This window comes from Luteibacter yeojuensis, assembly GCF_000964085.1.
GTDB classification, from domain to species: Bacteria; Pseudomonadota; Gammaproteobacteria; order Xanthomonadales; family Rhodanobacteraceae; genus Luteibacter; species Luteibacter yeojuensis_A.
Map to the genome: position 1 here is coordinate 103,664 of NZ_JZRB01000002.1, position 12,675 is coordinate 116,338.

Consider the following 12,675-nt stretch of genomic DNA (forward strand, 5'->3'; position numbering starts at 1 on the left):
CGCGCCATAAGCGCCGCTTACACCTTACGCCAGCCATTGCAGGCGCGCACGGTTGCCGTAGCATGGGGCCATGACGCTGCGCCTCGACATCGCCCTGCTCCGCAACTTCGTCGCCATCGCCGAGGCCGCGGCACTCAGCCGCGCGGCCGACCAGGTGGGGCGCACGCAGGCGGCGCTGAGCCAGCAGATCAAGAAGCTCGAGGAGGCGATTGGGCAGCCATTGATGAACCGCACGGGCCGAGGCATCGCGCTGACCGTGCATGGCGAACGCCTGCTCGCCCACGCGCACAAGATCCTCCGTGCGCACGACGAAGCCGTGGCGGAACTCTCGGGCACGAGCCTCTCCGGGCGCATCCGTTTCGGCTGCCCGGACGACTACGCACGCATCTTCCTGCCCGAATTGCTCGAGACGTTCGCGCGCCAGCACCCGCAGGTCTTTATCGAAGTGGTCTGCGCGTCGACACCGCGGCTCGTCGAGCAGCTAAAGGAGCAGTCACTGGATATCGCCGTGGTTTCGCTGCCCGACAGCCCCGAGCGCGACCTGTTCCTGCGCTGCGAGCCGTTCGTTTGGGTCGCGGCGAAGGGTAGCGAGGCATACCGGCGCGACCCGTTGCAGCTCGCCCTCTCCGATCCCGATGCCCTCGACCACCTCGCCGCGACGGCAAGCCTCGAAAAAGCCGGTCGCAGGTATCGCATCGCCTACGCCAGCGGCAGCGTCGCGGGGCTGACGGCCGTGGTGCGTTCGGGCCAGGCCATCACCGTCATGACGCTCACCGGTGTGCCACCCGACCTGCAGGTGCTGCCGCCCTCCAGCGGCCTGCCGATGCTGCCGTCGGTGGGCATCAGCGTACAGACCGCACGCAAGCACCCTTCCCGCCTCCTGCACCTCTTCGAAGCCCACGTACGGACCGTCCTTCCCACGCTCTAGGGCCGCCGCCATGGACCTGCATACCTCCCTCTTGTTCGCCGGCGCCAGCGTGGCGCTCTACCTCGTGCCCGGGCCGGACATGCTGTTCCTGTTCGGCCGCACCATGGCCCACGGGCGCCGTGCCGGCACATGGGCCGCGATCGGCATCAACCTCGGTTCCTACGTGCACTTGTGTGCGGCGGTGACCGGGCTTTCGGCGCTGGTACTCACCTCGGCCACCGCCTTTGCGGTGGTGAAGTACGTCGGCGCCGCCTACCTCTTGTTCCTCGGCTGGCAGGCGTTCCGGTCGAAGGCGGGGTTCGCCGTGTCGACGGGCCGGCCCGCGGCCACCACCGCCCAGCATCTTTGGCAGGGCTTCCTCAACGACGTGCTCAACCCGAAGGTGGCGCTGTTCTACCTCGCGCTGCTGCCGCAGTTCATCAACGCGGGGGATCCGCATTCGGTGAGGCATCTGTTGTTGCTGGGGTTGATCGCTAGTGCGATTGGGTTGGTGATGAGTCTTGGGTATGTGGGGCTTGCCGAGAAGGTAACCCGTGCTGTGTATCGCCGACCCGCCGCGGTCAAATGGGTCAATCGCACAATGGGCATGTTGTTCGTTGGGCTGGGACTTCGGCTGGCCACGCAGAAGCTGTAGGGGCTGCGAGGCTACCAGTGCGCTGATTCAGAAAAACCCTACACAAGGACGAGCGCAAGCCCTCTTAGAATCGCGCGACGTACGTGCAAAGCTTGAGGTCGATCATCTTTGCGGACCATCGATGCAAATCACTGGAAACAGGCTTCTTCGCGCGTTCGCCAACGAATATCCTGATGCCGAAAAACCGCTACGCACTTGGCAGAAGCACATACGTTCGCGAGACTATCGAAGCTTCGCCGACCTACGAACCACCTTCGGCAGCGCCGATATCGTGAGCCCTTGGACGGTTTTCGATATCCGTGGAAACCGATACCGATTGATCGTCACGCTCAATCTCACTACGCAGATCTGCCACGTTGAGGCAGTCCTAACACACGCTGACTACGACCGGAGAAACTGGATGAGAAACCTTACTGTCAGGGACGCGCCCGCAATCGTATGGGGGCCGTTCGATCACCCCACGACGGTTCGACCGCTTCGCGACGAACGCGACTACGACGTCGCTCTTGCGTCGCTTACCAAGCTTGGCTGGCAAGGCGCTGCAGAATCGGCGCACCCGAAGCACGAGCTGCTCGGCCTCGTCATGCGCGCCGTGCTCGACTACGAGCAGGTCCACCATGTTTTTCCGTGAAACCGGCGCCGCTGCGCTGACTGGTGACAACGCTTGACCATGATGAAACCGGCCGACCGCATCGTTAGTCCCGCCCCATTCGAGCATGTCGATACGATCCGGCCACTGCTTTCGGAATTCGACCATGATCTGGCGCTTTCAGTCATTGACCGTATGGCGGAGGACGGCGCGATGCACGACGCCGCCCACCCACGGTACGAGGCCTTCGACCTGCTCTTCGACGTCATCTACGACTACGAACATGTCCACTGCCTGTTCTAAGGAAGCAGCCTGCTCCTACCACCGCGCCGCCGCCTGCAAATACGCGCGTGGCTAGACGCGGGACCGAGCCCCGGTGCAGTATCCGCCCAACCCCTCGGCGCCAAGGAAGCGGAGATGTGGAATCGCGTCAAAGGCCTATTCGCCAAGCCACGGCAGGACCAGCAAGGCGAGCAATTCGTTCTGCTTAATACCTACGGCACGGTCCTGCCCTCGCCACCCCGGACATTCCCGCACCAAACCCTGGCCGAGCGAGATATGCGCGATCCCGAGCTTGTCGAGCACCTCCGGGGCTTTGTCGGCTATGTCGCTAGCCGCGGGAACAAAGAGATGACCACCACCCGGTACCACCTCATGCGGCACATCGAGCGCGTGCGGTACCAGGTAAGCATGCAGGTACCTGCCGGATCACTTGACGCCTTTGCCGCCTGGGCCGTCCAAGCCAATGCGGTGGTGTTCGTACCCGACGGCAGCGTTCGCGATCCGTGGCATCGGGTGCTCATCGACGCCAATGGCGTAACCGATGGCACGGCACAGATTCCCTACCCACGCGATGCGGTCGAGCGGCAATCCCGCACGGAGACGGAACTCGAGCGTGAACGTATCCACGTGGCCAGGAGCCTTTCGCCGGTCGTGGGCGTCGACGAGGTGCGGTTGCGGGATGCAGCGGAAGTAGCGGGCCGCGTCAGGGCACTCCTCGTCGTGAGCACGTTCGCGGAAAGCGTCAGGGACAACGACCCGATACCCATGGAGCGTATGCGCGAGGTACTTCCTGGCGCCTTCGACCACCTGACCCCGGTGGAAAGCGCCTTCCTCGCCGATCCCTCCGATGCGCAAGCGGTGGTAAACCAGCTGGGGTGGCGTTACGAATCGCTGGCCCTGCTGGCGTGGGCGCTAGGCATTAAGCCGGAACTCCCGTTTCCCTCATCGATCTGCGATGTCGCCAACCTGGCCCGGACCTTGCTGGACGCGGCAACCTCTGGTGACCTCGATCGCTCCCGCCTGCGTGCGGACGGCGAGATCCTTGATGCCCTGGACTTCCACTATCGACTGCACTGGGCCATCCGCGAGGCTGACCTGGGCCATCGCCCGTCGTTAGACAACGTCGTTCCCGGTGTTGTCGTCGAGCGGCATTACGCGCTGAACTGGCTGGTGCGGTTCGAAGACGCTGCGTGGGATGACGTCGACACGCCGACCTGACGCGGCCTGCGCGCCGACACCACCACGCTATATCCCCACTACCTGGCCGTAAATCTCCAGGTAAACCCACACGCTGCCCTTGTCGTACGTTTCGGGCGCACCCGACCCGCCGAGGGCGGGATACGGGACGGGGAAATACACCTCGTTTTGCCCAAGCGGCCCGAGCCGGGACGCCACGGCACGATGCTTTTCCCCCTGGAAGAATCCATCACGCATCTTCTCGTCCACGAGCACGGCCTGGCGGAAGGCCTCCACCGAGGTCGCCTCCATCGGGAAAAGTTCGGGGCGCTCCGTCGCCAGGATAGCTAGCGTATCGCCCGCCGCATTGCTGATGAACAGATGGCCAAACGATGAATAGCCGAACACCTGCGGGTACTCAGGCACGCGCGTGGCCCAGCGCGGTGCAAGGTCTTCCAGTGCTGCCGGCTCGAACAACGCAAACATCGGGGCATCGGCGGACGAGCTGCCACTGCCTGGCGATGCATCCTCGCCTTTGTCGCCGCCAACGGCGGACTTCAACCGATTCCATAGGTTGCCCATGTGCGCTCCCTGAATGACGTTCGGGCGACCTGCCCGGTGGCGAGGGTCGAAGATAGCGCGGTTATGTGTCCGGTACAGCCCCAGTCCCCGACGGCAGGCCGTAGGACAACCTGCGCCACGTCAGCGTGCCGCTGGAAACGTACTTCGTACTCGAGGGTGACTGAGCCGCCGTTCGCGGGATCAGTGCGTCGCTGACGCCACCAGGTACGACCGGCACATCACCGGCAGTTCGGCGCGCAGCATCGCCACGGCGGCGGGCGTGCCGTCGCTTTCGATCACGGCACGCACCACGCCCACCAGCATGGTGCGGTAGGCGAACGTCACGGCATCCACATCATCGAAACGCGCGTCCGCGGCGGTGGCGAGGGTCCGCGCAATGATTTCGTCCGAGCGCCGCACGATGTCGTCCACTAGGCCCGCGGTCTCAAGCTGCGCGGCCACCACGTAGAGCGCGCGCGCACCCGGCATCTGCCGCATCTTTGCGTCGAGGTAGGCAAGGGTCAGCCCATCCGACATCTCGGCCAGCCGCTTACCCGCCAGCTGCCCGGCCGCCTCGTCCAGTGCCACCACCACGTCCTCGAGGTAATCCTCCAGCACGGCGTAGAGCAGCGCCTCCTTGTGCGGGAAGTACTGGTACATCGTGCCGACCGAGACCCCTGCCCGGGAGGCCACCCGGGTGGTGGTCAGGCCGGCGTAGCCATCGGTCAGCAAAACCTGAATGGCGGCCTCGAAAATGGCGTCCACGGTGGCCGCCGAACGGGCCTGGCGCGGGGTTTTCCGGGGCTTCAGGGCATCTGTGGGGGCGGCGGGCATATGCGAATGTAAAAGCCGGTCATGGGATCCTAGATCAAGGGATGGGGCTACCCCTCTCTTATTCAACAAGGAAACCACGCATGAGCCAGCCGAACCGCATCACCCTCGTTACCGGTGCCAACAAGGGCATCGGCCTGGAAGTCGCCCGCCAGCTGGGCAAGGCGGGCCACCGCATCCTGCTCGGCGCCCGAGACGCCGGCCGCGGCCAGGCGGCTGCCGATACCCTCCGTGGCGAGGGCATCGACGTGCGCTTCGTCCCGCTCGACCTGGGCGACACCGCCTCGCTGGCCAGGGCCGCCGCAGACATCGAGGCCAACGAAGGCCGCATCGATGTCCTCATCAACAACGCGGGCGTGGCGCTCGAGGGTGATGGCAACGCCACCACCGCCAACCTCGACGCCGTGCGCCGCATCTTCGATACCAACTACTTCGGTACCGTGGCCGCCACCCAGGCCTTGCTGCCGCTCGTGAAGAAGGCCGGCGACGGCCGCGTCATCAACGTCTCCAGCCGCCTGGGTTCCATCACGCTAAACGCCGACCCGGGCTGGGATTACGCGGCGGTGAAGCTGGTGGGCTACAACGCCTCCAAGGCGGCGTTGAACATGTTCAGCGTCATCCTGGCCGATGAGTTGAAGGACACCGGCATCACCGTGCACGTGGCCTGCCCCGGCTACACGGCCACCGACCTCAACGGCAACAGCGGCCCGCAGACGGTCGAGGAAGGCGCCGAGGAGATCGTCCGCCTGGCGACGGCCGCCAACCCGGCGCCCACGGGCTCGTTCACCGGCAAGGAAGGCCCGGCGCCCTGGTAAGGCTGCGCCTACAGCATGCCGGCCCGCAGCACGATGGGTGTCCATCGCTGCTCCGGGCCCACCTCGCCGATGCGGCCTTCCAGGGCCGCCGGCACGTGGCCGGCCTGGCGGCCGAACGGTGCGGGCACGAGTTCGCCCGCGATCGGCGCCTTCGGGTAGCCCGCCCACGGCTTCAGGGCATCGTGGTGCGGGTTCAGCGGGATATCGTCGAACGTGCCGTCTTCGACGAAGAAGCGCAGGTCACCGCCGTCGACATGCAGGCGATGGGTGCCGTTGCCGTATGCGCTGTGGATACGGTCGGCCCGCCAGTGCCACGCCTGCGCGTTCACCAGCGAGCACGGTGCAGTGACCACCCGTTTATCGTCGATGCGCGCCTCCAGGCACTCGCCATTGGCGCGGTTGATATAGCGGCGCTCGCTGTCCAGGCCCCACATCTGTTCCCTGCTGGCCTTGTCGCAGGGGGCCAGCACCACCTTGCCACCCTTCTGCGCCAGGCAATCGCCCACGCCATCGCTCGTGCGCAGGAGCACCGTCGTTTCCCGTGTGAGGAAGGGATGCGACAGGTCGATGTCGTAGCCGACGCTCCGCATCACCACGGGCGTGGTTTCCTCGTGCACCCATTGGGGGCCATCCCATCGCCACTCCTTCTGGTTGAGGTCGTAACCCGCCTGCACCGTGACGTGCGCGATGCCTTCGTAATCGCCGGGCAACTCCCACACCGAAGTGGTGGGTAGCGTCGCGCTGCGCATCATCGGCGTCATCCGCTTTTCGGATACCACCGCGCGGTCGGCCCCCGCGTGTTCGACAAGGACATGCTTGAGCATCTCGTTGATCGGCGCATCCCACTGCACGCGCGCACCGTTCTCGACCGGCCGGGCATACATCGAGTAATCAGGGAAGGTGTAGCGCAGCTCGTTGCGAACCAGGTGCCGATACGAGGCCGAGAAATTGAACGGCAGCTTGGCGGCAAGGCCCGCGTCGGCCTGGCCGTCTTCCGAGATGCTGTTGCCCTGGCTGCCGCCGATGCCCACCTCGCGTTCGTCGATCTCGGTCTTCTCGAACTCCGAGGGCCCGGCCGACACCGGTGCGTAGTGGACAAGCGCGGGCTCGACGCCGCTGGCCGTGACCTCGTGCGCCGTGCGGTAGGCCCAGGGAAGATAGGCGCCGGTGATGTTCCGGCCCTGCTCGTGGCCCTTGTCGACGCCCGCCTTCGCCGGCGTGATCACCGGCGCCACGGTGACGTGGATCTCCTTGTCATCGTCGGTGGCGGTGGCGCTGCGGAACACGGTGATCGACACGGTGCCCGTGATTTCGTCGCTATTCGTCTTCAGCTGGCCCTCGTGGACCTTGTACATGGGAAGCCCCGCGACATCGCCCGCCGGCGGCGTGGGTACGTCGGCGCGGGGCGGCCGTTCGTCCTTCGCCTGGAAGGTGGCCAGGGATGCAGCAGTGGCCGCCGTCCAGCGCGGCGACCAGCCCGCCTCACCGGGCGGTGCGCGCAGCACGTCGAGATCGCCGCCTGCCTCGCGGACGAAGATCGCATCGCCCTCGCTGGGCGCGGCACCGAAGACACGGGCCACCGCGGGGCGGCTGCCGGCATCCATGCGCACCAGCACGGGCGCACCCGCCTCGAATTGCGCAAGGAGGGCCGCCCGGGCCGGGCTGGCGTCGGCGAGTTCGTGGCCGTCGACGTGGACCAGGCCGCCCTGCCATGTGGCGGCACGGACGGGGCCGGCGGGGGCCGCGGTGGCCAGGGCCACGGCGAGCGCCAGGGCCAGGGAGCGGGGGGTGGGGAAGCTGGACGTCATGGGGTCTCCTTGTCCGGGGTGGTGTCCAAGGGGCAGGACCCTACACGGACGTGCCCTGAAGCGCCTCCCGATCCTTCTCAACGCCGCGCGAGCGACCGGATGGCCATTTGACGGACGTTGCCGCCCATGCGGCGGCGATAGCGACCCGATCGCGCATTTGTAGGGTTTCCCCTAGCCGCAGCCTCGGCAAAATCTGACGCCACGGATCGGCTTTCGCCTTGTATAATCCCGGCCTTACCTCACGGTGGGAGAAGCGGACGGATCCGCTGCCGAAGGCGCAACGCCCGTAATCGCTCAGGCCCCCATACCACCGCGTGGCACATCACTCTGGAGAGACCGGTTCAATCCGGCGCCGAAGGTGCAAGGGGTGACCACCCCCAAACTCTCAGGCAAAAGGACAGAGGGGCGCCCCACGTGCCGGCACGGCACGTTCTTTCGGATGCCCCTACGCCATGAGCCAGAAATCCCCTATCTCGCTGCGTGACCTCGAGAACCACGGCGCGTTCATCGAACGCCACATCGGCCCCAACGACGCCGAGATCGCGGAGATGCTTGGCGTCGTCGGCCACGGCACGCTCGACGCGCTCACCGATGCCATCGTCCCCGGCTCGATCAAGTCGCCCGCCCCCCTCGCGCTGCCCCGCGCCGTGACCGAGGAAGAGGCGCTGGCCAAGATCCGCAAGGTGGCCGACCGCAACCAGGTGTTCCGCAGCTTCATCGGCCAGGGCTATTACGGCACGCTCACCCCGAACGTCATCCTGCGCAACGTGCTCGAGAACCCGGCGTGGTACACGGCTTACACGCCGTACCAGGCGGAGATCTCGCAGGGCCGCATGGAGGCGCTCATCAACTTCCAGACCATGGTCACCGACCTCACGGGCATGGATATCTCCAACGCGTCGCTGCTCGACGAGGCCACCGCGGCCGCCGAGGCGATGACGCTGGCGAAGCGCTCGGCCAAGTCCAAGTCGAAGGTGTTCTTCGTCTCGAACGGCGTGCACCCGCAGACCATCGAAGTGCTGCGCACGCGCGCCGATGGCGTGGACATCGAAGTGCACGTGGGCGATGACGCCGACGCCGGCACGGTCGAGAGCTTCGGCGTGCTGCTGCAGTACCCGGATACGTTCGGCCGCATCCACGATTACAAGGCCATCGCCGACGCCACGCACGCCCGCGGCGGCATCGTCTGCGTCGCCACCGACCTGCTCGCCCTCACCGTCATCGCCTCGCCGGGCAGCTGGGGTGCCGATATCGTCGTCGGCAACACGCAGCGTTTCGGCGTGCCGTTCGGCTTCGGCGGCCCGCACGCCGCCTACCTTGCCTGCCGCGACGCCTACAAGCGCAGCATGCCGGGCCGCCTGATCGGCGTCTCGGTCGATACCGAAGGCAAGCCGGCCTACCGCCTCACCCTGCAGACGCGCGAACAGCACATCCGCCGCGAGAAGGCCACCTCGAACATCTGTACCGCGCAGGTGCTGCTGGCCGTCATGGCGAGCATGTACGCCGTCTACCACGGCCCCGAAGGCCTGGTGCGCATCGCGCGCCGCGTCCACCGCATGGCGGCGATCCTCGCCGGCGCGCTGGCCAAGGCCGGCGCGGCGGTGGGCGCTGACTACTTCGACACGCTGCATGTGACGGGCGTCGACGCGAAGGCCCTGCACGCCAGGGCCGCCGCCGCGAAGATCAACCTGCGCGCCATCGATGCCGCCTCGGTGGGCATCAGCCTCGACGAGACCACCACGCGCGCGGACATCATCGCGCTGGCCGCCGTCTTCGGTGCGGACGCGAACGACATCGACGCGCTGGACGCCGCCACGGCCGACGCGCTGCCGGGCGCGCTGCTGCGCGAGGTCGACTTCCTGCAGCACCCGGTGTTCAACACGCACCACAGCGAGCACGAGCTGCTCCGCTACCTGCGTGGCCTGGCCGACAAGGACCTCGCGCTCGACCGCACCATGATCCCGCTGGGCTCGTGCACCATGAAGCTCAACGCCACCGCCGAGATGATCCCGGTGACGTGGCCGGAGTTCGCCAACATCCACCCGCTGGCCCCGGCCGACCAGGCGCAGGGCTACAAGCAGCTCATCGACGAGCTCGAGGCCATGCTCGTCGAGTGCACGGGCTACGACTCGGTCAGCCTGCAGCCGAACTCTGGCGCGCAGGGTGAATACGCCGGCCTGCTGGCCATCCGCGCCTACCACCGCTCGCGCAACGAAGGCCACCGCGATATCTGCCTCATCCCCGAATCGGCCCACGGCACGAACCCGGCCTCGGCGCAGATGTGCGGCATGCAGGTGGTGGTCACGCGCTGCGACGCCAACGGCAACGTCGATGTCGAGCACATCCGTGAGATGGCCGAGAAGTACAGCGACCGCCTCGCGGCCATCATGATCACCTACCCCTCCACGCACGGCGTGTTCGAGGAAGACGTGGTCGCCATCTGCGACGTGGTGCACAAGCACGGCGGCCAGGTGTACACCGACGGCGCCAACATGAACGCCCTGGTGGGCGTGGCCAAGCCGGGCAAGTGGGGTTCGGATGTCTCGCACCTCAACCTGCACAAGACCTTCTGCATCCCGCACGGCGGCGGCGGCCCGGGCGTGGGCCCGTGCGCGGTCAAGTCGCACCTGGCCCCGTTCCTGCCGCGCGCGTTCGGCAGCGAAGGCGACGTGGGCATGGTCAGCGCCGCGACCTTTGGCTCGGCCTCCATCCTGCCCATCTCGTGGATGTACATCACGCTGATGGGTACCGAAGGCCTGCGCAAGGCCACCCAGGTGGCCCTGCTCAACGCCAACTACATCGCGAAGCGCCTGGCCCCGCACTACAAGACGCTCTACACGGGCCGTAACGGCCTGGTGGCGCACGAGTGCATCCTCGACCTGCGCCCGCTGAAGGATGCCACGGGCATCGGCGCCGAGGACGTGGCCAAGCGCCTCATCGACTTCGGCTTCCACGCCCCGACGCTGTCGTTCCCGGTGGCCGGCACGCTGATGGTCGAGCCGACCGAGAGCGAATCGCAGCACGAGCTCGATCGCTTCATCGACGCCATGATCCAGATCCGCGACGAAATCCGCGCCGTGGAAGATGGCCGCCTCGACCGCGAGGACAACCCGCTGCGCAACGCTCCGCACACCGCCACCATGGTGACGGGCACGGAGTGGACCCACGCCTACCCGCGCGAGCTGGCCGCCTTCCCGCTGCCGTCGCTGAAGCTCAGCAAGTACTGGCCGCCGGTATCGCGCGTCGACAACGTGTACGGCGACAAGAACGTCATGTGCGCCTGCATCCCGGTGGATGCGTACAAGGAAGACGCCGAAGCCTGATACCCCCGGCTTCTTGTAGGAGCCCACACAGTGGGCGACAGCTCTTCGCGAGAAGCTGTCGCCCACGGGTGTGGGCTCCTACAGTACGCCGGGTCCATACCGCTGCGCATTTCCATCACCCGGCTTTGGCATACACTCCACCACCTACGCCAAGGTGATGCCATGACCCAGGAAACCCCACGCGACGACAGCCTGCTCGGCCTCCTCAGGGGCGTCGAGGATTTCAGCGCCAACGTCTTCCCCGAGACCCAGCAGCTGTTCAGCGAGCTGGCCGAGGGCCAGAGCCCGCATACCCTCTTCATCACCTGCGCGGATTCGCGCGTGGTGCCGGAGATGATCACCCAGACCCAGCCGGGCGACCTCTTCGTCTGCCGCAACATCGGCAACATCGTGCCGGGCTACGGCGAGATGCTCGGCGGCGTCTCCGCCGTGGTCGAGTTCGCGGTGGCCGTGCTGCGCGTGCGCCACGTGGTCATCTGCGGCCACAGCGATTGCGGCGCCATGAAGGGCCTGCTGAACCCCGATTCGCTCAAGGCCATCCCCACCGTCGAAGCCTGGCTGCGCAACGCCGCGGCGGCCAAGAGCGCCGTGTTCGCCCGCGCGCCCGAGCCGGCCAGCGTGCTGAAGGACGTGACCCAGGAAAACGTGCGCCTGCAGCTGGCCCACCTGCGCACCCACCCCGCCGTCACCGCCGCGCTGGCCAACCACGCCATCACGCTGCAGGGCTGGGTGTATGACATTGGCGACGGCACCATCGCCGTGCTCGACAAGGCCAGCGACCAGTTCATCCCACTGGCCGAGGCCATCAAGAAGGAAAACGGCGCGTGATCCTCCCGGGGCGCGCGCATATCGGCCACATCCTGCGTTACGTCGGCACGCCGCTGGGCCTGCTGTTCGCGTGGGACGTGGCCGTCACCGCCTTCTGGTATTACGCGCACCCCCGCTGGACCGCCGAGTTCCCCGCTCTGCCCATCACCCTGCTGGGCTCGGCCATCGCCGTGTACCTCAGCTTCCGCAACACCACGGCGTATGCGCGCTGGTGGGAAGCCCGCACCCTGTGGGGCGCCATGGTGAACACCTCGCGCACCCTGGTACGCGAGGCGTTATCAGTCATGCCCACCCGCGAGGGCGCCGTCACCGTCGCCCACCGCCAGGTGGCCTACGTGCACGCCCTGCGCCTGCACCTGCGCCGCCAGGCGCCGTGGGAAGAACTGGTGGGCCGCCTGCCGGGTGATGAACTCGAGCGGCTGAAGGGCGTGCTCAACGTGCCCAATGCCATCCATGCCCGCACCGGCCAGCTGATCGGCGAAGCGAAGCCCGACCCGATCCTGTGGCCCGCCATCGCGCGCACGCTGTCGGATATCTCCAACGCCCAGGGCGGCATGGAGCGCATCAAGAACACCCCGCTGCCCCAGCAATACGCCACCTACCCCGCCATCTTCACCCACGGCTTCTGCCTGCTGCTGCCGCTGGGCCTGGTGGAAAGCCTGGGCCTGTGGACCCCGCTCGGCTCCACCGTAGCCGGCTTCCTCTTCCTGGCCCTGCTGCAGATCGGCAACGACATCCAGAACCCGTTCGAGAACGCCGACGACGACGTGCCGCTGACCACGCTCACGCGCGCCATCGAGATCGATTTGCGCGATATGTTGGGTGAGGTGCATGGGTTGAAGCCGGTGCAGCCGGAGGATGGCGTGTTGCTCTGACGGGTGGGAGCGCGCTTGCGCGCGA

The 12,675-nt window shown here is 66.8% G+C and carries 12 protein-coding genes and 1 riboswitch; of the genes, 9 read left to right on the forward strand and 3 right to left on the reverse strand.

All coding sequences use genetic code 11. The annotated features are described in order from the left end of the window. The first annotated feature begins 70 nt into the window (after positions 1 to 70). The 5 genes from VI08_RS01315 (at position 71) to VI08_RS01335 (ending at position 3,651) form a co-directional block, all read left to right on the forward strand. Positions 71 to 928 (forward strand): LysR substrate-binding domain-containing protein, encoded by an 858-nt coding sequence (locus VI08_RS01315; protein WP_045827730.1) that lies wholly within the window; start codon positions 71 to 73, stop codon positions 926 to 928. Positions 929 to 938: 10 nt separating this feature from the next. Then, positions 939 to 1,562, forward strand: a complete 624-nt coding sequence (locus VI08_RS01320) for a LysE family translocator (RefSeq protein WP_045827731.1) — start codon at positions 939 to 941, stop codon at positions 1,560 to 1,562. A gap of 121 nt (positions 1,563 to 1,683) precedes the next feature. After that, positions 1,684 to 2,193, forward strand: coding sequence for a type II toxin-antitoxin system HigB family toxin (locus VI08_RS21105; protein WP_084621160.1), 510 nt, complete (start codon positions 1,684 to 1,686; stop codon positions 2,191 to 2,193). Positions 2,194 to 2,226: 33 nt separating this feature from the next. Beyond that, positions 2,227 to 2,454 (forward strand): hypothetical protein, encoded by a 228-nt coding sequence (locus VI08_RS01330; RefSeq protein ID WP_157006217.1) that lies wholly within the window; start codon positions 2,227 to 2,229, stop codon positions 2,452 to 2,454. Between the two features lie 114 nt (positions 2,455 to 2,568). Continuing rightward, entirely contained in the window at positions 2,569 to 3,651 is a 1,083-nt protein-coding gene (locus VI08_RS01335; protein ID WP_052697613.1) for a DUF4272 domain-containing protein, read from the forward strand. A gap of 27 nt (positions 3,652 to 3,678) precedes the next feature. Here VI08_RS01335 and VI08_RS01340 read toward each other — a convergent pair whose 3' ends face one another. Both VI08_RS01340 and VI08_RS01345 read right to left on the reverse strand, forming a co-directional pair. After that, positions 3,679 to 4,095, reverse strand: a complete 417-nt coding sequence (locus VI08_RS01340; RefSeq protein WP_045827754.1) for a T6SS immunity protein Tdi1 domain-containing protein — start codon at positions 4,093 to 4,095, stop codon at positions 3,679 to 3,681. 276 nt (positions 4,096 to 4,371) lie between these two features. Next, entirely contained in the window at positions 4,372 to 5,004 is a 633-nt protein-coding gene (locus VI08_RS01345) for a TetR/AcrR family transcriptional regulator (RefSeq protein WP_045827734.1), read from the reverse strand. A gap of 80 nt (positions 5,005 to 5,084) precedes the next feature. Here VI08_RS01345 and VI08_RS01350 point away from each other — a divergent pair, with 80 nt between their 5' ends. Beyond that, positions 5,085 to 5,816: an SDR family oxidoreductase gene (locus VI08_RS01350; protein ID WP_045827735.1), complete on the forward strand. Its 732-nt coding sequence runs from the start codon at positions 5,085 to 5,087 to the stop codon at positions 5,814 to 5,816. A gap of 8 nt (positions 5,817 to 5,824) precedes the next feature. Here the strand turns inward: VI08_RS01350 and VI08_RS01355 are convergent, their stop codons facing one another. Next, the gene (locus VI08_RS01355) at positions 5,825 to 7,624 is read right to left on the reverse strand and encodes an RICIN domain-containing protein (RefSeq protein ID WP_045827736.1); all 1,800 of its coding nucleotides are present in this window, start codon (positions 7,622 to 7,624) and stop codon (positions 5,825 to 5,827) included. Positions 7,625 to 7,941: 317 nt separating this feature from the next. Beyond that, positions 7,942 to 8,035, forward strand: a riboswitch (glycine riboswitch). Between the two features lie 41 nt (positions 8,036 to 8,076). On the opposite strand from VI08_RS01355, the gene gcvP reads away from it, so the two are divergent. From gcvP to VI08_RS01370, 3 genes are all read left to right on the forward strand, one after another. Beyond that, positions 8,077 to 10,947 (forward strand): aminomethyl-transferring glycine dehydrogenase, encoded by a 2,871-nt coding sequence (gene gcvP / locus VI08_RS01360; RefSeq protein ID WP_045827737.1) that lies wholly within the window; start codon positions 8,077 to 8,079, stop codon positions 10,945 to 10,947. A gap of 162 nt (positions 10,948 to 11,109) precedes the next feature. Then, positions 11,110 to 11,775: a carbonic anhydrase gene (locus VI08_RS01365; RefSeq protein ID WP_045827738.1), complete on the forward strand. Its 666-nt coding sequence runs from the start codon at positions 11,110 to 11,112 to the stop codon at positions 11,773 to 11,775. Beyond that, on the forward strand, positions 11,772 to 12,650 hold the full coding sequence (locus VI08_RS01370) for a bestrophin family protein (protein ID WP_045827739.1): 879 nt from the start codon (positions 11,772 to 11,774) through the stop codon (positions 12,648 to 12,650). Before VI08_RS01365 ends, VI08_RS01370 begins: the two co-directional genes overlap by 4 nt. The last annotated feature ends 25 nt before the right edge of the window (positions 12,651 to 12,675 follow it).